This is a genomic window from Enterobacter sp. QK-SA4, assembly GCF_056856775.1.
The window spans coordinates 3,783,078-3,802,088 of sequence record NZ_JBXFXH010000007.1 but is presented as its reverse complement, the minus strand read 5'-3'; the positions used below and the strand labels follow the sequence as shown (position 1 = coordinate 3,802,088).

Here is a 19,011-nt window from a genome sequence, read left to right as displayed (position 1 = left end):
CATAAAACTTGCTCAAAATCTCGTGTTTCAATTAACTGGGAACAGATCAGTGAGGCTTTTTATGGTTCATATCTCCGCACACTGCTTCGTTTCAAGGTCCATAAGCCGTGTAGAAATCTGCCACCCGGGCGACCTCTTGCAAGAGTCGCTTTGCTTAATTTCAGCACTCACTTCGCTCCGGCTGCGGCCTTGCCGTTACCGCTTTGCGTTCTGCTCTAGCCCCGAGTGTTAGTTCTGCTGTTGGGAAGCGAGATTACTCAATCACTGGGTTAACAAAAATGACTTTAATGTTTTCATTAAAACTGCTATTAAAATTTATCAAGAATAAGGAATAAGAAATTTCTGTAATTATTATAATTATGTCTGAGTTTCACAGGATATCGTCGTTAGATGATAAGTGGATTAACTAATTGATTTAGAAGTTTAATTAATCTGTGTAGGGAGGCGCATGAAGCTTGAAGCAATACGTTTATCTGGTTTTCAGTCTTTTGGGTATGAAGCAACAGAACTCAGCCTTGAAGATATAACATATATCATTGGCCCTAATGGTTCAGGTAAAACCGCAGTTCTTCAGGCTTTGTGTCGACTTTTTGCATTCGACCCCGCGTTAAGGCGGATCCAGCGTTCAGATTTCCACGTGCCCTGTGATGAGGAGGACGTTCCGCTTGAGCGCCAGTTGTGGATAGAGGCTGATTTTCTGTTTCCCGAACTGGAAGATGACGAGGACAACAGTACCGTAGCACCCCACTTCAGCCATATGCGACTGGACGAGCCAGATGGGGTTCCGCGCGTGCGTTTTCGCCTAACGGCAACTATGGGGATAGATGGCGACATTGAAGAAGCTCTGGTATATGTTTTGGAAGTTGATGAAGATGAATCACCTCTAAATACCGCTCAGGTTCCACGCTCCGAACGTAATCATATCCATGTACACTATCTGCCTGCCAGACGTGATCCCGCTGACCATATTGCGTACGGTGCGAATGCATTACTCGGGCGTTTACTTCGCGCTGTTCGTTGGGACGATGAGCGTGAAACGATTAAAAGCCTGACCGACCAAATAAGCGTCAGCCTTGCGGCCAATCCCTCGGTGAATGCATTTAGTGAGATTTTAAAGACAACTTGGGCAAAACTGCATAGGGGTAAATTTTTTGCTGATCCTAAAATTACTTTTGTCGCGTCAGAAATTGAACCGCTGTTAAGGCATCTGTCTGTTTCATTTACCCCAAGTCACGATGGCTCATTTGTAGATTTTTCAAGGCTGAGCGATGGCCAAAAATCCATGCTTTACCTTTCACTTGTGTTATCGTCTCAGGCTATTGGCAAGGCCGTGCTTGCAGAAGAAGATATATCATTTGATCCCGAAAAATTACGTCCTCCGGTCTTCACACTGGTAGCCCTTGAAGAGCCAGAAAACAGCCTTTCCCCACATTATCTGGGACGCATTGTTAACTCCCTGAATGCCATGGTTGGAAACCTAGATGCGCAAGCTCTCATTGCGACGCATGCGCCCACAATGCTGCGCCGGGTAGCACCTGAGTTAATACGTTATCTTCGACTGAATGAGTCACGAGAGACGCAGGTCACTTGTATTAAATTGCCTGATGAAACTGATGAGGCACATAAGTTTGTTAGGGAAGCAGTCCAGGCGTTTCCGGAAATCTATTTTTCACGGCTGGTGGTGCTTGGCGAAGGTGACAGCGAAGAGATTGTGCTGCCACGCTTGCTTCAGGCCAAGGGTGCGCCCGTTGACGAGTCAGCGATCACTGTAGCACCTTTAGGGGGGCGGCATGTAAACCATTTCTGGCGTCTGCTTGCAGCATTAAAGATCCCCTATTTTACACTGCTTGATCTTGACGTTGCCCGCTATGCGGCAGGGTGGGGAAGAATTAAGTACGTAAACGATCAATTTGCGATACATCAACCAGGGAAAAAACTTCCAGAAGATTACGGAATTCCAAAATGGGATTCTGAAAAATACAAAATTCGGGGCTATGAACATTATCTCGACATGCTTGAAGAGCGCAGCGTATTTTTCTCCTACCCGATGGATTTAGACTTTGCAATGTTACTTGCGTACCCAGAAGCCTATAACGTTGAGGAGGAGAAGCCCGACGATGCAACTATAAAAGCTGTTCTTGGAAAAAGTCATTACGATTCATCCCAGTACAGGGATGATGAATTAGCGCTTTTTAATACCTATCACCAACGTTTCAAGCTCGGCAGTAAACCCGCAGCTCACATTGAGGCGTTAACTCAGCTAAATGATGCTGATCTACTTAAAAACATGCCAGATTCACTGGACAGGCTGGCTGATGCGGTTATTGCCAAACTCACGGAACTGCCAGAATGATTACTGTCGAAGAATGGCAGCCCGCAGATGGATTGATGCTGGAACCTAATGCGAAACGTGCAGCGAAAGCGCGTAAACGTTGCTTGGCACTGACTGCTGGACCGGGGGCGGGTAAGACGGAAATGCTTGCACAGCGTGCTGACTTCCTTTTGCGAACAGGAACGTGTCGATACCCCAAAAGGATTCTGGCGATCTCATTTAAGGTTGATGCCAGCAGAAATCTGGCAGAACGCGTTGAACGCAGGTGTGGAAGATATCTGGCTTCTCGCTTTGACAGTTTTACCTTCCACGCATTTGCCAAACGCATCATAGATCGATTTAGGCCGGTACTTACGGGAGAATATGCCTTAGATGCTGGTTACACCATTGTAGACAAGAAAAGCGGGACGTCTCGTCACGAAATAGCATTCGGCGATCTGGTTCCTTATGCAATTAAAATATTGCAAAAGTCAAAAATAGCCCGAAATGCAATCCGGCAAACTTATAGTGACATTTTCCTTGATGAATTTCAGGACTGCACAAATTTACAATATGACTTGGTAAAAATTGCTTTTAAGGGAACAAAAATTCGACTGACTGCAGTCGGTGACACAAAACAGAAAATTATGGCTTGGGCAGGTGCTCTGGACGGCATTTTCCAGTCCTTCACAAAGGACTTTAATGCGGTGCCGCTCAACATGTATCGCAATTTCCGCTCAAAACCAACTTTGCTGCGTGTTCAGAACGAAATTATTCGTAAGTTAGATCCTGACTCTGTAATGCCTGATGCTCAGCTGGAAGGGGACGAAGGGGAGGTTTTTGCTTGCAAATTTGAAGACAGTCAAACTGAAGCTATCTATCTGGCTGACCTAATTTATGAATGGATTAACACAGAGAAAGTACCTCCAGCTGAAATTGCAGTCCTGATCTCTAAACAACCAGATTTATATGCTGATCACCTCTTCAGAGAGTTAGAGCAACGCGGAATTCCCTACCGCAATGAGCAGCAAATGCAGGACATTACTGTCGAACCAGTGGCTAGGTTAATCGTTGATTACCTATCATGCCTGTATGGACATCGGGAACCTAAAGCCTGGATTCGTCTGATGAATCAGCTGGTTCCCTTTGCTGATGAAGAAATTCAAACCAACGTACGAAAAGATCTTGATCACCTGATTAAAAAGCATCGTAAGGGGGTGTCTGAAGCAAAAAAAACGGACAATCCCTTTTCGGAATGGTGGACATTTAGTCGCGCTTTCTTGAAGCATATAGGTTTACAGATGCTTGTTGCCTTATCGCCTGAATATGAGTCCCATGATCGTCTTAAACAGGTTGTGCGCGATGTTGAAGCACGTATTAAAGATTTACTGAAAATCGAATCTGATTTACCCCTCGCATTAAAACGATTTAGTGATGATCAAGCTGTACGCATTTTGACCATTCACAAAAGCAAAGGATTAGAGTTTGATTCGGTTGTAATCATGGCTATAGAAAATGAGATTTTTTTTGGTGATGAAGAAGAGAATCGCTGTGCGTTTTTTGTCGGTGTTTCGCGAGCAAAGAGACGCCTTATTTTAACGCATACTAACAAGCGTGATGAACCTGCTAATGCCAGATATTGGAAAGTTTTTAGGACTGCTCAAGTAGAGTATTTGGATTATGTACTTCCGTTTGTGAGGTAACGGCCAGTCCCAAAATTACTTATAATTCCACTTTTATTTTCACATGGTTTAGGGCTAAACAGCATTAATTGTTACAATTGGTTATTCTAACATCGCTCAATAATAGATATGGAGTGCCATTTTCAACGTCCGCTCCTGGCACGAAGCGGACGTGTTAACGAAGCTGAAGGTCCGCTGGGAGCGAGGAGCGGAAGTTGCGTACTATCTTTTATGGCATAGTAGTGTAGGCATCCCGCTGAATATGGCATATTCATGTGTAGGAAACATTTGAAAGGAGATAGAGCCAATGTTTCGTGTAGATATAATAAATAAGACACTAATCAAACTGAAACCAACAAACTTCTCGGAACTTGGGCTGAAGGAACGTTTCGATATTCAGGAATGGATCGAAAAAAGCCCGACTATTTTAGGTGAGGAACTACTTGTCATTGGCAAAGAGGTCATCCTTGCCTCTGGTAAGCGCCTTGATTTGCTTTGCGTAAATAAATCGGCAGCACTTGTTGTGGTTGAGTTGAAACGGGATGATTCTGGTTCGTCCGTTGAATGGCAGGCAATAAAGTATGCATCGTATTGCTCAAGTCTCTTGCCTGGTGAGATTTTTAAGCTATACGCGTCCTATTTAAACAAGACTGAATTTGATGCGACTAAAAAAATTGAGGAATTTATTGATGCTGACATTGAGTTACTTAATGCGAAACAGCATATTATTTTGGCCTCAAAAGAGTTTAACTCTGAAGTTATCTCCGCAGTATTATGGTTGCGAGAATATGGCATAGATATTCAATGCACTCGGATCGCTCCATTTATCGATTCTGATGGTGAGCTATTTATCAAGCCGGAAACAATTATTCCGTTGCCGGAGGCTAAAGATTATATTGAACGAAAAGAAGTTAAGCAAAGAACAATTGCTTCTAATCAAGATGAATGGACTGGTAGTTGGTTCGTGAATGTGGGCGAATGCGAGTATCGAACTTGGGACGATAACAGACAATTTGGCTTTATTGGTGCAGGTCAAGGGAAGGTGTATTCATCTGCACTTAATCGTCTTGCAGTTGGTGACAAAATTTATGCTTACATGAAGGGATGCGGTTACGTCGGCTTTGGGGAAGTGACCAAACCAGCAGTTATGATTCGCGATTTCATGACTGATTCGAATGTTCCTCTACTCTCCGCAGGATTGAAAGCGGAACACCCAAACGCAAACTCTGACAATGAAGAGCTTTCCGAATGGGTTGTTGGTGTTCGTTGGATCAAGTCTCTTCCGAGAGAACAGGCGAAAACATTTTCTGGCATCTTCGCGAACCAAAATATCGTCTGTAAATTGCGGCATGAGCAGACATTAAAATTTGTGCAATCTGAATTCGGTCAGTAAGCACTGATTTCAGCGAGTTCGCTGTTGGCATTAAGCGAACGAGTTGGCTGAACTGAAGATCCGCTGTGAGCGATCTGCGGTCATTCATTTCCAGAGCCCTAATAGCAAACAACTTTGCCAATTTGTGGATCACGCCTGTTCTGCAAAACAATTTTAATTGATGAATTAAAGTAACCGTAGTGTTTAGCCAGGCTCATCGCATATCGTTTTTATGTCGTCAAAACTTAAGGTTGATTTGCACCTCAACCATAAGGACGAAGTATGTCAGTTAAAAAACGTATAGCCATTACCGGTGCTTCAGGAAAAATTGGCAGGGTAACTGTAGAGCGGCTCGAGAAAGCGGGTTATGACCTGTTCCTCATAGATAAAAAAGATCCGCTAACTGATGCCCATCCTGCGATGATTGCAGATCTAGAGGATTTTGGTGCAACAATCGACGCGCTTTCCTCCGTAGGAGAAGACGTTTACTCACGACCCGAGCAGGCAGCCTTTGATGCCGTTGTTCACCTCGCCAGTATTCCGCATCCTCGTATGATCCCGGATTCTGACGAATTCAGAAATAATATGCTTTCTACGTTCAACGTTTTTGAAGCATCACGACGTCTGGGAATTAAAAATATTGTCTGGTCATCAAGCGAGGTTCCTACCGGCGTTCCTTACGATCAATGGAATGCCCCATATATTCCTGTTGATGAAAACTACCCGGCCCGGGGGCTCAGCATTTATGCGCTGACTAAAGTGCTGGGTGAAGAAATGGCCCGTCAGTTCTGTCTTAACAACGCTGATATGCGGATTACCTGTCTGCGGCTTTCTAACGTTATGGCACCGGAGGAATATGCACAGTTCGAAAGCTGGCAGGATGACCCGACCGTCAGGCTATGGAACATGTGGGCCTATGTTGACGTACGGGACGTTGCCCACGCTATTGAGAAAGCACTCGAATATGAGGTCAGAGGTAAAGATGAGTTCTTTATTACCAGCGACATCACCTGCATGCGAACCCCTACACAGGAACTCCTCGATCGCTACTATCCCGATGTTGAACAACGTAAAAAATTTGTGGGTAATGAATCCGTGCTGAGCAGTGAAAAGGCAATGCGAGTCCTGGGTTACCGCCCGGCATACCGCTGGACCGACAGCGTCTGATGGTTACTTCCTTTCTTTGCTACCGGCCTGTAGAAGGTCGGTCAGTCCGCTCAACTGGAGAATCGTATGAATGAGAAAAAACTGGCACTCATAACTGGTGCGAGTAACGGTATCGGCCTGGCGCTTGCTGAAGAGTTTGCGGCTAACGGATACGATCTTGCCATCGTGGCGAGGGATGAAAAAAAACTATCGGTTGCCCGGGAACATCTGCAAAAACACTTTTCAGTTAACGTCCACGCCTTCAGTGCTGACCTGAGTGAATATGACCAGATAACTGACCTGCAGGCCAGAATGGATACGGCCGGTTTAAACCTCAGTGCGCTGGTCATCAACGCTGGCCAGGGCCTCGGCGGCGCCTTTAATGGTGGTACCGATCTTGATAAAGAGCTCAGGCTAATACGGCTTAACGTTGATGCTGTGGTCCATCTTTCTAAAATATTTATTCCCCGGCTCGTTGAAAAGGGCAATGGACACGTTCTTATCACCTCCTCGCTCTCCGGCTCGGCGCCAATACCTTTCGAAGCGGTTTACGGGGCGTCGAAGGCTTTCGTCAATTCCTTCTTTTACGCCATACGTAACGAGCTGATGGGAAGCGGTTTATCGATGACGCTTCTGATGCCCGGGGCAACGGAAACCAATTTCTTCAAAAATGCAGGACAGGCAGACACGACAGTAGGATCCATGAAAAAGGATGATCCAAAAGAAGTGGCAAAACGTGCTTGGTATGCCCTGATGACAGGACATGAATTTGTCTACGGCAGTGAATATGCCGAGTATGAAGGCGAGGTGATGAACAGAATGATGAGTGAGTCACACAAGGCTCAGCGTCACCGCATCATTTCTGAACCCGATTCTGCCATGAAAAAGTAAATCAGCACGGCGCAGGGCATCAGCCCAGCGCCTCCTTCAGCAGGGTAAATACAACACCAAAAGCATGGTTGCTGACGGCCTCGTCGTAATACGTTTTGCCCGGAACATCGGCCCTGGGGTAGGTATAAGAATGAACCGCGCCGGCATAGCTCGTCAGCTGAAAATCACATCCGCAGGATGCCATTTCGCCGGCGAAAGCTTGTATCTGCTCTGTTGTTACAAAAGGATCGCTGGCCCCGTTTAATACAGCGATCTTGCCCATGATATTCCCTTTCTCCGCGGGGATACGCGTATCAAGCGTACCGTGAAAACATGCCGTGAGAGCCAGAGGCGCTCCGCTGCGCGCCAGTTCGAGAACGCAATGCCCGCCATAACAGAACCCTACTGCAGCGAGCTTTTCCGCATTTACGAACCGGAGCTCAGCCAGTCGAGCCAGCGGGCGCTACGCGATGCTCGATGACGGCAAGGGATTCAGCCTGGTGCCGTGGCGGCCGGTGATCGAGCAACGGCTGGGGCAGCAACTCGCCGCAACGGTGCGCGGCGGTGGCGTGTCGTGGGCGATCGGACGGCAACACGGGCCGCAGCTGTAGTGCCTTATCAGAAGCGGCCGTCGCCCTCGGCATGCAATTATGGGATTTTTACGCAAATAAATAGTATCTGCAAGCATTAACAGTTCATCTGGGCGTATGTACCGTGTCGGAGTCCACTTAAAAGGAGAGATTCCGATGACATCAGTTCAGAAACCGCTAGGCACCGGCTTTGGTGCTGCCTCGACCGCAGACGATGTGCTGCGCGGCATCAGCTTGGCAGGAAAGACCGCAATCGTGACGGGCGGTTACTCGGGCATCGGCTTGCCGACTGCGGAAGCGCTTGCGACCGCTGGCGCCACGGTCATCGTTCCGGCGCGGGACATCGAGAAGGCGACGAAGGCGCTGGGTCACATTTCCGGGGTGTCGATCGAGCCGATGGACTTGCTTGATCCCGCCTCGATCGACGCCTTTGCGGACCGAGTGCTGGCGAAGCATCCCATCGTCCACATCCTGGTCAACAGCGCCGGCATCATGGCCAACCCGTTGACGCGCGATGCCCGTGGCTACGAGTCCCAGTTCAGCACGAACCATCTGGGCCACTTCCAACTGTTCTGCCGCCTGTGGCCGGCCCTGGTTCGGGCGCAGGGCGCGCGCGTGGTCGCCGTCTCCTCTCAGGGGCACCACTTTTCGTCGGTCGATCTGAGCGACCCGAACTTTGACCACCGGGAATATGACCCTTGGGTTGCCTATGGGCAGGCCAAGACGGCCAACGTGCTGTTCGCGGTTGAGCTTGACCGTAGGGGGGCAAGTCATGGGGTTCGGGGCTTTGCCGTTCATCCCGGCCGGATTCTGACCGACATCGCTCGCTTCATGTCGCCCGAAGCCATCGTCGCGTCGGGCATCAGCGACGAGGCGGGTAACCCGATCATCAATCCCGAAGAAGGCACCAAGAATCCGCAGCAAGGCGCCGCAACGAGTGTCTGGTGCGCGACCAGCCCGCAACTGGACGGTATGGGCGGCCTGTATTGCGAGGATTGCGACGTGGCCGAACCGCGCGTCGGCCATCCGATCGTGGCCGGCGTGAACCCATGGGCGACTGACCCGGATACGGCGCGTCGGCTGTGGACACTGAGCGAGCGCCTGACCGGAGTGTCTGTCGAAGATTCGGATGGTGTCGCATGAGCACTGTGCCTGCCAGTGGTGAGCCGGTAAGCGATGCGGACTACTTGCAACTTTCGAGGTTGTTGGTCGAAATAATCTGGCGCTTGGATAACGGTCATGCCAAGACAGTGCATGAACTGTTTGTCGACGACGGCGCGTTGCATACCAGCGCGGCGCCGATCGTGGGGATGGAAGCGATGCGGGCGTGGGGAACCGAGTTCGACCAGAGCCCGCCTGGCATCCACCACGTGATGAGCAATGCAAGGTTCGTCGCTGCTGGCAAAGACCGTGCTGTCGGTACTTCGACGCTGACGGCGTACATGGTGCCCCAGGACGGCAGCCACCCCGTAACCGTTCCTTTGGCAGTCGGCGTCGATCACGACGAGTTCGTTCGCACTGCGGACGGATGGCGCTTCTTATCGCGCCGATGGCAGCCACTCTTCATGCGATAAAAAAGGAAATACCCATGGCAAGACTTTTCGAGGGAAAAACGGCCTTCGTGACTGGTGGTGGCACGGGAATCGGGCAAGCCACGGCCTTCGCTCTGGCAGCCGAAGGCGCCACCGTCACTGTCGCTGGCCGCAGCGAAAGCACGCTGCGCGACACCGTTGCAAGAATCGCGGCCCTGGGAGGCAACGCACGCCACGCGGTTTGCGATGTTACCGACGAAGCCGCGGTCGAGGCTGCGGTGGTCGTTGCAATTGGCGATAGCGGCCGGCTGGATGTCGCGGTCAATAGCGCAGGTATCGACGGCGGCAATCTGACCTACCCTACGGCCGAATATCCGAACGAAATATTCGACGACATGCTCGCAGTCAACGTGCGAGGGATGTTCTATTCGATGAAGCATGAACTGGCGCAGATGGTTCGCCAGGGGTTCGGTTCAATCATCAACATATCGTCTGGCGCGGGCCTCATTGGTCAACCCGGTTACGTGGGCTACTCCACGTCCAAGACAGCGGAACTGGGGCTTACGCGCAGCGCCGCGCTCGACTATGCCTCGAAAGGCATACGCATCAATGCCATTTGCCCGGCTCTGGTGAATACCCCGCTAATCGCCAAAATGACCGAGGAGAATCCTGAACTGCACAAGGTGCTGATTGCCGCACATCCCATCGGCCGCATTGCCGAGCCGTCTGAGATTGCCGATGCAGTGTTGTGGCTTGGATCGGAAAAGTCCAGTTTCGTTACTGGAATCGCGCTGCCTGTCGATGGTGGCTACACAGCGCAGTGACGCGGCCACTTTCTCAACAAGCAGAGGCTCTCTATGGCAACAACTTCTCCATCCATCGGAACACCGTTTGACCTGACGGCGCTTGTTGAAAGGCTGCAAGGTGCAGTGAAGTCTGGTGACTCTCAGGCGGCAATTGTGACGTTGAAGTCGGATTGTTTGGTGGTAGCCCCACTAGTGTTGCCGTGGGGCGGCACCACGCGCGGCGTGAGCGAGTTTGCCAAGACCCTGGAGATGATGACAGGAACCTTCGATGTCAATTTGGAAAGCTATGAGGCATTTCCAATTGGCGATCGTGCGATGGCGCTCATGCAGACCGTATTTACCTCGAAGCACAGCGGTCGCGCTGAACGCATGTCAATAGTCGAACTGTATTGCGGCGATAGCGACGGGATCTCCGAGATCGTCGCTTACTACCAGAATCCAAACCTCATCGCTGACTTGGCGAGTGGCAGTGGCCCAAGCGGGTCATAACGACCACCATGACCGCCATGCCGAATAAGGATAAACCCCATGCCAATCACACCTAGCTACACAGCAGAGGCAGTATCTACGGGCGATGGCCGAAACGGCCATGTGCGCTCCAGCGATGGCCTGCTCGATACCGACGTTGCCCTACCCAAAGCAATGGGAGGCGCGGGTAAAGCCACCAATCCCGAACAACTATTCGCCGCTGGCTACGCAGCGTGCTTTCACAGCGCGCTGCGCCACATCGCACAGCAGGATGAGGTGAGCATCGGAAACGACACCAGCGTGACCGTGCGCGTTGGAGTTGGCCTCAACGGCTCAGGCGGTTTCGGCCTTGAAGTCGCTCTGACCACACACCTTCCGGGGCTGGAGAAGACTTATGCGGAAGAGTTGGCCGCGCGGGCGCACGCAACCTGTCCGTACTCCAACGCCGTGCGCGGCAATGTGGCGGTTTCCATTACCACGAACGTGTGACCATAAAAAGCCCAAGGAGAGTTCATGGCAAAGCTCAAAGGTCGTGTCGCGTTAGTTACCGGCGCTGCAAGCGGAATCGGGGCCGGCATCGCCCGCACGTTGGTCGCCGATGGTGCGAAGGTCGCAATTGGCGACGTTGATGAGGTATCAGGAACGGCACTCGCAAGAGAGCTGGGCAGCAATGCGATATTCGCGCATCACGACGTCACCGATTCCGCTTCGTGGGAGTGCGCTCTAGACGCTACGGAAGCAGCGTTCGGAGGGCTTACCGCATTGGTGAACAACGCAGGCATACCTGGGCCGGTACTCCCTACTGCGGAAATCAGCATCAAGGATTATCTCCGGACCGTCGATGTGGATCAGCATGGCGTTTTCCTTGGTATGCACACGGCGATCCCGAGGATGATCGCTGCTGGCAGCGGAGCCATCGTCAATATTTCCTCGATTGCCGGGTTTTCGCATGTATTCGGTGCGCCGAACATCGCCTACACCGGAGCCAAACATGCGATCCGAGGCATGGTGAAAGCGGCTGCGGTGGAATATGCCAAACACAGGATTCGCATCAACTCGGTGCATCCAGGCACGATTCGCACGCCAGTTCTGGAGAGCTTCGGCCGTGATGCCGCGTTGAACCAACGAGTGTTGGACGATATTCCGCTCGGTCGAATTGGCGAGCCGGAGGACGTGGCGAAGGTCGTTGCCTTTCTGCTCTCGGACGATGCCGCCTATGTCACCGGCGTTGCGATCCCGGTGGATGGCGGAATCCTCGCCCACTGACCACCAAGATGCTGGCTTCATGGCCAGTGGTTACGGCCTGCCAATTTGTCGATGTGCATACGGTTGGCTCAACAGAGCGTAGCCGTATTTCTAATGAGGAGATTTTTGTATGCGATACAAACTACACGGGAAGTCGGGCTTGAGGGTTTCGGAACTCTGCCTGGGAGCAATGACGTTTGGTTCCAACTGGGGCTGGGGCGGCGATGAAGCGGCCAGTCGTGCGATGTTCGATGCGTTTGCCGAGGCTGGCGGCAACTTCATCGACACCGCTCACGTCTATACCGAGGGCGCAAGCGAACGGTTGGTTGGCGATTTCATCAGTGCTGACCGGGACCATTTCGTCGTTGCGACCAAGTACACGCCGCACATGGGCACGGACCTATCCAAGTCGGGCAACAGCCGCAAGAACATGCGCCATTGTGTCGAAGACTCTTTGCGCCGGCTCGGCACAGACTATATTGATCTCTACCTACTGCATTTCTGGGACTACACCACGCCGGTTGAAGAGATCATGCGCGGGTTGGATGACCTGGTGACTGCCGGCAAGGTGCTGTACGTGGCCGTCTCAGACGTTCCAGCTTGGCAGATCGCTCGTGCCAACATGCTCGCCGATTTGCGTGGCTGGGCACCCTTCATTGGCATCCAGGTCGAGTACAGCCTGGCCGAGCGAACTGCCGAACGCGACCTGATTCCTATGGCAGAGGAACTAGATCTTGGTGTGACGGCCTGGTCTCCACTGGCGCAAGGCGTACTGTCAGGCAAGTTTCTGAGCGGCGGATCGAACACGCCCACCCGCCAGCAACGCGAGCAGATTCCGCAACGCAGCTTGGAAATTTCCCAACTCGTGGTTGATATTGCCAAGGATGTCGGCCGCTCGCCTTCGCAGGTCGCCCTGGCTGCGTTGCGTCAGCTCCGCCCGGAGGCCGGAGTGATCCCGATCATCGGTGGGCGCAACGTCGAGCAACTCAGGGACAACCTCGGCTGCTTGGACTTGGTACTGGATGCTGCACACATGAAGGCGATCAACGAGAAGACGGCGGTAGAGCTGGGCTTCCCGCATGAGATGCTCAGTCAGGAAATGGTGAAGGACATGGCGTTTGGTCGGGACAACGCTAGGCGGCTGGACAACCACCGTATGCGTCGCCTTGGGCGCAATGCCTGACGCCTGCCTCTCCGACCAATCAGTGAGGTTTTTTATCTTTACCAGACATTAAAAAGATCAAATTCCATGACCCTAATATTCAATCGTTTGGCCCACAAGGCCGTCGCGTTCGGTACGCATTATTCTCGGAACGGCATCTTGGTTCAGGCCGCTTTCGCAATGCTCATCTGGACGGCGATGGCGATCCCATCGTTTGCGTCGTCGGCAGCCGTCGCTGGCGTCCCAACCTCTTTGAAAGAAAACACTATGAGCAAGACAACACTTACCGGCGAGGCTGCCGATCGCCTGGCCATCCGCGAACTGATCGACGCTTGGGCTCATAACGCCGACCGCAAGCTGCCAGCAAAGCAGGCAGCGTTGTTCACCGACGATGGCGTGGTGGAAGTCTATATAGAAGAACCAGGCAAAGACAGCAAGCCAGTGCAGGTGCTGCGCGGCCGAAAAGAGATCGAATCCGGCATTGGCGATGCGTTGAAAAAGTATGCGGTGACAATGCACCTCAACGGCCAGAGCACCATTCAGATCAATGGCGATTCAGCAATCAATGAAAGCTACACTCTCGCGCACCATCTCTGGACGGAGGATGGAGCACGGAAGCTGCTGGTGATGGGCATTCGCTATTACGACACCATCGTTCGCAAGGACGGCCGCTGGCTTTTTGCTGAACGCAAACTTATCATCGACTGGACGGATAGCCGTCCGTCCAGTCCCTGATTTGTAGAAAATCAGGACGTACTTCAATCAAGGCGCCGCCCCAGAAGCCTAGTTCACCTGTCGCTTTTGTGAGGCGGCCTCTTTCATTACTTTAGAGCGGTAGCGTTTGGGCGCTATGCCAACGATGCGCTTGAAGGCATTGCTGAACGCGCTCTCCGACGTATAGCCCAGCGACAAGGCCAACTCTGAGAGCGGATCGTCTTTTTCGACCAGCGCGCGCACGGCAAGACGCATCCGCCACTGGGCGAGATAGGTCAACGGAGCGATGCCCACCAGTTCCTTGAAACGAAGGGCGAAGTTCGTTCTCGACATCGCGGCGGCTTTTGCAAGGTCTTCCAGTCCCCACGGGTGGCCGGGATCGCCGTGCATGAGACGAAGCACGGTCGTGATTCGCTTATCTCGCAGTGCCTGCAACCACCCCGGAGGCGTTGCGCCCTCGGCATCAAGATGTCCCCGGAGGATATGCACGAGCATCAATTGAGCGAGCTGTGAGGAAGCCAGCATGGTGCCGGGGCGTTCCGCAGTCATCTCGCAAATCAATTGATGAAGCATCCATTGCAGCGATGATGCTTCGGCGGCATCTGCGCGCAAATGAATCAATGGCGGTAGCGCGTCGAGTAGAAGATTCGCACACGTCTCATCCATTTCGATGTGTCCGCCGATGTTGTAGAACTCATCGGCGCCGTTCCATCTTGCGATGCCATCGGCATCTGCATTCGCAAATACCGTGGCGGAGGGAGTTGGTTCAACATCCGGTTCGCTGCACATGACCAAGGCGCGTCGCCCATCCAACAAGATCACATCGCCTTGTTCCAGCCGCACCGGAGGCTGGTCCAACCCTTCCAATTTCAGCCAACAGCCGCCCTGCATGATTGCCGCGAACTTCGCGGCTCCTGGTACGGGGAAGCGGATTGCCCATGTTCCACCGGCCCAAAAGCCGCCGGAAAGGATGTGCTTGGCCCGCACTAGCGTGAGAATTTCAGATAAGGGGTCTGCTCGCATTTTGGGATTATTGCGAAAATTTTTCGCACTAACAAGCATTAATGGTTCTTTGTTTAGCCAATAAACTGTCTAAGCCGTAGTAGGCCGAGAGGTCCTTAGCGTGACCTCTCCTCGACATGTCTCGAAGGGCATCGGGGAACACGACATGAATTGAGACCCATGCAGGGTGTCACCGCCGAACGGGTACAGCCATCTAACGCAATTACTGGAGTTCAAGATGAAAATGCGAGCACTTGGCCGCAGCGGCTTAACCGTCTCCGAGATTGGCCTCGGCTGCATGGGGATGAGTTCGGTTTACGGTGCGCCAAAAGATAAGGGCGAGATGGTTTCGCTCATTCGCTACGCAGTGGAGCGAGGCGTAACACTGTTCGACACCGCCGAAGTTTATGGGCCACGGATCAATGAAGAGCTGGTCGGCGAAGCACTAGAACCCATGCGGGATAGGATGACGATTGCCACCAAATTCGGATTCGAGCTGGACCCCAATGGAGGAGAGATTCCGATTGGTTTGAATAGCCGCCCCGATCACATCAAGGCGACCGCGGACGCGGCACTCAAGCGCCTGCGCACAGACTATATCGACCTGTTCTATCAGCATCGCGTCGATCCCTCTGTTCCGATCGAGGATGTTGCCGGTGCTGTCGGCGATCTGGTGAAGGCCGGCAAGGTTCGATACTTCGGTCTATCCGAAGCGGGAATCGACACCATCCGTCGCGCTCACTCCGTACACCCGGTCGCCGCTCTGGAAACGGAGTATTCGTTGTGGGCACGAGAGCCGGAAGAACAACTGCTATCGGTAGTTGAAGAGCTGGGTATCGGTTTTGTGGCCTATAGCCCCTTGGGACGCGGCTTCTTGACGGGTTCGATGTCTCCAGACAGCAAGTTTGGAAACGACGACTTTCGCAGCGTACTGCCGCGATTCCAGCCCGAAGCGATGCGCAAGAACATGGAGCTGGTGGAAACGCTTAAGCAGGTCGCTGCCAGCAAGGGGGTCACGCCTGCCCAACTGGCTCTGGCATGGGTGCTCAAGCAACGCCCTTGGATCGTACCGATCCCCGGCACCACTAAGCAGTCACGCTTGGACGAGAACCTCCAAGCAGCAGAGGTTTCCCTTGCGGCTGATGAACTCATCGCTATCGGATCGGTCGCTTCGTCGCCAATTGAAGGCGACCGCTACTACGCTGCGGAAATGGCGAATCTGAACCGATAGGAAGTCTCAAGCCGAATGCGGTGCAGACCATTTCGGACTATCAACTACGTCAAGGGGCATCGTGATGGAACTACGTCATCTGCGCTGTTTCCTCGCAGTAGCTGAAGAGCTGCACTTCGCGCGTGCTGCGGAGAAGTTGCACATGGAGCAGTCACCACTGTCGCGAGCCATCAAGGAGTTGGAGGAAGAGCTGGGCGTGGTGCTGTTCGCACGCACCACGCGCAGCACACGCATAACCCGAGCAGGCGCGCTCCTGCTGGAGCACGTCCCGCGCGTCTTCACTGCCTTGCAGCAGGCGCGCGACAGCGTGAAAGCAGCGGCGAATGGCTTTCATGGGCAGTTGCGTGTGGCCCTGTCCGATGGCATCACGCCATCGCGCCTGCCGGCCCTGCTGGCGCTGTGCCGCCAAGAAGAACCCGAGGTCGAACTCCGGTTCTTCGAGGTGCCATTGTCTCAGCAACTCAAAGGTCTGCATGACGATCTGTACGACGTAGGGTTTTCGCAGTCCGATGACGTGGGCGATGGCATAGCCACCATGCCTGCCTGGAGAGACACGCTCGTCGTGACAGTGCCTGCGCGGCATCCGTTGCTTGCACACAAGCGAATCCCTTTGGAGGAACTGCTGCGCTATCCGCTGGTTCTATGCGATCCACAAGTGTGCGAAGGCCATGCCAAGTTCGTCGATCGGGTGCTGCGCGTGGCCGACATGGAGCCACTGGTCGCAGAGCGGGTCGCTACGTGTGATCTGATGATGGCACTGGTATCGGCCGGCCTCGCGCTTGGGTTTACGGGCGCCGCGCGCATTGCCGCCAACCCTGACTCGGGCGTGGTGGCCCGGCCTTTGGCGTTGCGCATACCGCCGCTGACGACGTACCTGCTGTACCCCGACGGCGAGCCGTCCGATGTGCTGGCGCGGTTCATTGAGCGCGTGCAGACCATCGAATCACCGGAACCCCCAAGGCCCAAGTCGGGCCATCATTCCGCTTCACAGGAGGAACCTCCGCCGTTAAGAAGATCATCCCGTTCTTGTTGGTGGCCGCGTTGACTGCTTGCGGCCAGTCCGAAACGCCTCAGAAGGCTGAAGTGGTTTACTGAATTTGGCCACCTGAACAGAGGTGATATGCTCACCTCAGAACAACACAGGTGTCATAATGAAAAAAAGAAATTTCAGCGCAGAGTTTAAACGCGAATCCGCTCAACTGGTCGTTGACCAGAACTACACCGTGGCAGATGCAGCCAGCGCTATGGATGTCGGCCTTTCCACAATGACGCGATGGGTGAAACAATTACGTGATGAACGGCAGGGCAAAACACCAAAAGCCTCCCCCATTACCCCGGAACAAATTGAAATCCGTGAGCTCAGGAAAAAGCTACAACGTATTGAAATGGAAAATGAAATATTAAAAAAGGCTACTGTAGATTCAATCTGTCAATGCAACACCCCTTTCAATTATCTCTTTCGGTGTTTTGAACTTCAGTGTCTTTCTCGGTCTGTTGTTTAGCTGAGCAGCAACCAGATCTAGTTCATGTTGAGTATATTGGGCAAGACATGTCTTTTTAGGAAAGTACTGCCGAATTAGCCCATTTGTGTTCTCATTTGTTCCCCGCTGCCAAGGACTCTGAGGATCGCAGAAGTAAACTTTAACGCCGGTGCTGACAGTAAATTCTAGATGTCTGGCCAGTTCCATTCCTCTGTCCCATGTCAGTGATTTTCTGAGTTCTGACGGTAAACTCAGGAATTTGTCGGTAAGAGCCTGATTTACTGAGACAGAATCTTTGCCCCTGAGTCTAAGGATGATCGTATAACGTGATTTTCGGTCTACAAGTGTGGCTATATGAGAGTTTTTTGTACCTGAGACTAAATCGCCCTCCCAATGCCCCAGAGAGCGTCTGTTATCGATATTTCGGGAACGTTCGTGAATTGGTGTTCCGTTCACTATGTTAATCGTACCTCTTTCGCCTTTGCGGGTATGACGCCTGCCATGGCGAAGGCTATGCGACCGTCGCAGATGCTGTATATTCAGGTGGTGTAGCGCTTCACGGCTACGAAAGTACAGCGTTTTATAAATTGTCTCAGGTGATATTCGCAGCGTTTTTTGACGTGGTTTTGTTCGCCTTAACCATCCTGATATTTGCTCTGGAGACCATTTCATCTCCAGCTTTTCCAGAACAAGCTTTCGCAATGGTAAATTTTGATCCAGTAAGCACGGTTTTGGCCTTTTCGCCATTCTGTTGGCTCGGTTATTAGCATCAACAGCTTTGTAATAGCGTCTGCCCCGATTACGCTGAACTTCACGTGAGATCGTCGAAGGACTGCGATTCAGCGCAGTAGCTATCGCACGAATGCTCATTTTGGCTGACAAACCAGCTCGTATCTCCTCGCGCTCAGACAGTGTCAGGTGAGCTACAGCCCGCTTACGCTCATGGGGTTTTATGCCGCCAGTATCCCTTAACATAGTGAAGATCGTTCCGGGTTTTGAACCCAGGATATTCGCTATTTCACTGAAGCCTGTTCCGTTCTTCCATAGTTCAAAAACAGAGGCTTTTTCCTCTGCTGTAAATGTTCGTCTCATTCAAAAAACCTCCGCAACCCCATGTTTTCACATAACTGTTGCGTTGACCAATTGAATCTACAAGGATCTTTTTTAATGACGTACAGCCGCGCTAAATCAGACTGGGCCCAGATATCGGTTTCGATATCTTCCGTGAGCTGATCAAATTTCTGCCGTTGTTCAACGGCTTGACGCTCGAGGGTATCAGCACTGGACGCCATCAGCATGATGATGCCGGAGGCGATGGTCAGGCAGACCGTGGCCCCATAGGCCCAGTTTGTTATCGTTGCGATTCGCACCTGATGATCCTTTTACGACATGAGTAGGA

General features: G+C 52.2%; 19 protein-coding genes and 2 pseudogenes. 17 read left to right on the top strand and 4 right to left on the bottom strand.

Annotated elements, in window-relative coordinates:
• The first annotated feature begins 448 nt into the window (after positions 1 to 448).
• From AC1VYI_RS19975 to AC1VYI_RS19955, 5 genes are all read left to right on the top strand, one after another.
• Complete coding sequence (locus AC1VYI_RS19975) at positions 449 to 2,353, top strand: ATP-dependent nuclease (RefSeq protein ID WP_134866774.1); 1,905 nt, start codon at positions 449 to 451, stop codon at positions 2,351 to 2,353.
• Positions 2,350 to 4,014 carry a UvrD-helicase domain-containing protein gene (locus AC1VYI_RS19970; protein ID WP_114268982.1) on the top strand — a complete coding sequence of 555 codons (1,665 nt, stop codon included), beginning with the start codon at positions 2,350 to 2,352 and terminating at the stop codon, positions 4,012 to 4,014. Before AC1VYI_RS19975 ends, AC1VYI_RS19970 begins: the two co-directional genes overlap by 4 nt.
• A gap of 286 nt (positions 4,015 to 4,300) precedes the next feature.
• Positions 4,301 to 5,386 (top strand): PDDEXK family nuclease, encoded by a 1,086-nt coding sequence (locus AC1VYI_RS19965; protein WP_050870285.1) that lies wholly within the window; start codon positions 4,301 to 4,303, stop codon positions 5,384 to 5,386.
• Positions 5,387 to 5,647: 261 nt separating this feature from the next.
• A complete protein-coding gene (locus AC1VYI_RS19960; RefSeq protein ID WP_134866773.1) occupies positions 5,648 to 6,532 on the top strand; it encodes an NAD-dependent epimerase/dehydratase family protein in 885 nt (294 codons plus the stop codon).
• A gap of 66 nt (positions 6,533 to 6,598) precedes the next feature.
• Positions 6,599 to 7,402 carry an SDR family NAD(P)-dependent oxidoreductase gene (locus AC1VYI_RS19955; RefSeq protein ID WP_050870289.1) on the top strand — a complete coding sequence of 268 codons (804 nt, stop codon included), beginning with the start codon at positions 6,599 to 6,601 and terminating at the stop codon, positions 7,400 to 7,402.
• 19 nt (positions 7,403 to 7,421) lie between these two features.
• Here the strand turns inward: AC1VYI_RS19955 and AC1VYI_RS19950 are convergent, their stop codons facing one another.
• Positions 7,422 to 7,829, bottom strand: a complete 408-nt coding sequence (locus AC1VYI_RS19950; RefSeq protein WP_226484470.1) for a dienelactone hydrolase family protein — start codon at positions 7,827 to 7,829, stop codon at positions 7,422 to 7,424.
• Between the two features lie 22 nt (positions 7,830 to 7,851).
• On the opposite strand from AC1VYI_RS19950, the gene AC1VYI_RS19945 reads away from it, so the two are divergent.
• The 9 genes from AC1VYI_RS19945 to AC1VYI_RS19905 all read left to right on the top strand — a co-directional run bounded on the left by AC1VYI_RS19945 (position 7,852) and on the right by AC1VYI_RS19905 (position 13,919).
• A complete protein-coding gene (locus AC1VYI_RS19945; RefSeq protein ID WP_458305850.1) occupies positions 7,852 to 7,992 on the top strand; it encodes a DUF3363 domain-containing protein in 141 nt (46 codons plus the stop codon).
• A gap of 135 nt (positions 7,993 to 8,127) precedes the next feature.
• Positions 8,128 to 9,114: an oxidoreductase gene (locus AC1VYI_RS19940; RefSeq protein WP_134866772.1), complete on the top strand. Its 987-nt coding sequence runs from the start codon at positions 8,128 to 8,130 to the stop codon at positions 9,112 to 9,114.
• Complete coding sequence (locus AC1VYI_RS19935; protein WP_134866771.1) at positions 9,111 to 9,545, top strand: nuclear transport factor 2 family protein; 435 nt, start codon at positions 9,111 to 9,113, stop codon at positions 9,543 to 9,545. The genes AC1VYI_RS19940 and AC1VYI_RS19935 overlap by 4 nt, the downstream gene beginning before the upstream one ends.
• Before the next feature lie 14 nt (positions 9,546 to 9,559).
• On the top strand, positions 9,560 to 10,327 hold the full coding sequence (locus AC1VYI_RS19930) for an SDR family NAD(P)-dependent oxidoreductase (RefSeq protein ID WP_134866770.1): 768 nt from the start codon (positions 9,560 to 9,562) through the stop codon (positions 10,325 to 10,327).
• 33 nt (positions 10,328 to 10,360) lie between these two features.
• Positions 10,361 to 10,798: a nuclear transport factor 2-like protein gene (locus tag AC1VYI_RS19925; RefSeq protein ID WP_134866769.1), complete on the top strand. Its 438-nt coding sequence runs from the start codon at positions 10,361 to 10,363 to the stop codon at positions 10,796 to 10,798.
• Between the two features lie 39 nt (positions 10,799 to 10,837).
• Positions 10,838 to 11,266, top strand: a complete 429-nt coding sequence (locus tag AC1VYI_RS19920) for an organic hydroperoxide resistance protein (protein ID WP_226483436.1) — start codon at positions 10,838 to 10,840, stop codon at positions 11,264 to 11,266.
• A 24-nt stretch (positions 11,267 to 11,290) separates the two neighbouring features.
• Positions 11,291 to 12,043, top strand: a complete 753-nt coding sequence (locus AC1VYI_RS19915) for an SDR family NAD(P)-dependent oxidoreductase (RefSeq protein WP_134866768.1) — start codon at positions 11,291 to 11,293, stop codon at positions 12,041 to 12,043.
• A gap of 109 nt (positions 12,044 to 12,152) precedes the next feature.
• Positions 12,153 to 13,205: an aldo/keto reductase gene (locus AC1VYI_RS19910; protein ID WP_134866767.1), complete on the top strand. Its 1,053-nt coding sequence runs from the start codon at positions 12,153 to 12,155 to the stop codon at positions 13,203 to 13,205.
• 246 nt (positions 13,206 to 13,451) lie between these two features.
• Positions 13,452 to 13,919 carry a nuclear transport factor 2 family protein gene (locus AC1VYI_RS19905; protein WP_134866766.1) on the top strand — a complete coding sequence of 156 codons (468 nt, stop codon included), beginning with the start codon at positions 13,452 to 13,454 and terminating at the stop codon, positions 13,917 to 13,919.
• Positions 13,920 to 13,967: 48 nt separating this feature from the next.
• Here the strand turns inward: AC1VYI_RS19905 and AC1VYI_RS19900 are convergent, their stop codons facing one another.
• Positions 13,968 to 14,960, bottom strand: coding sequence for an AraC family transcriptional regulator (locus AC1VYI_RS19900; protein WP_226483438.1), 993 nt, complete (start codon positions 14,958 to 14,960; stop codon positions 13,968 to 13,970).
• Between the two features lie 178 nt (positions 14,961 to 15,138).
• On the opposite strand from AC1VYI_RS19900, the gene AC1VYI_RS19895 reads away from it, so the two are divergent.
• From AC1VYI_RS19895 to AC1VYI_RS19885, 3 genes and pseudogenes are all read left to right on the top strand, one after another.
• The gene (locus AC1VYI_RS19895; RefSeq protein WP_134866765.1) at positions 15,139 to 16,131 is read left to right on the top strand and encodes an aldo/keto reductase; all 993 of its coding nucleotides are present in this window, start codon (positions 15,139 to 15,141) and stop codon (positions 16,129 to 16,131) included.
• Between the two features lie 64 nt (positions 16,132 to 16,195).
• Complete coding sequence (locus AC1VYI_RS19890) at positions 16,196 to 17,176, top strand: LysR family transcriptional regulator (RefSeq protein ID WP_134866764.1); 981 nt, start codon at positions 16,196 to 16,198, stop codon at positions 17,174 to 17,176.
• Between the two features lie 106 nt (positions 17,177 to 17,282).
• Positions 17,283 to 17,540, top strand: a pseudogene (locus AC1VYI_RS19885) (transposase); the annotation flags it as partial.
• 12 nt (positions 17,541 to 17,552) lie between these two features.
• Here the strand turns inward: AC1VYI_RS19885 and AC1VYI_RS19880 are convergent.
• Entirely contained in the window at positions 17,553 to 18,704 is a 1,152-nt protein-coding gene (locus AC1VYI_RS19880) for an IS30-like element IS30 family transposase (protein ID WP_001254932.1), read from the bottom strand.
• Between the two features lie 62 nt (positions 18,705 to 18,766).
• Positions 18,767 to 18,982 (bottom strand): annotated as a pseudogene (locus tag AC1VYI_RS19875) (hypothetical protein); the annotation flags it as partial.
• Positions 18,983 to 19,011 lie beyond the last annotated feature (29 nt).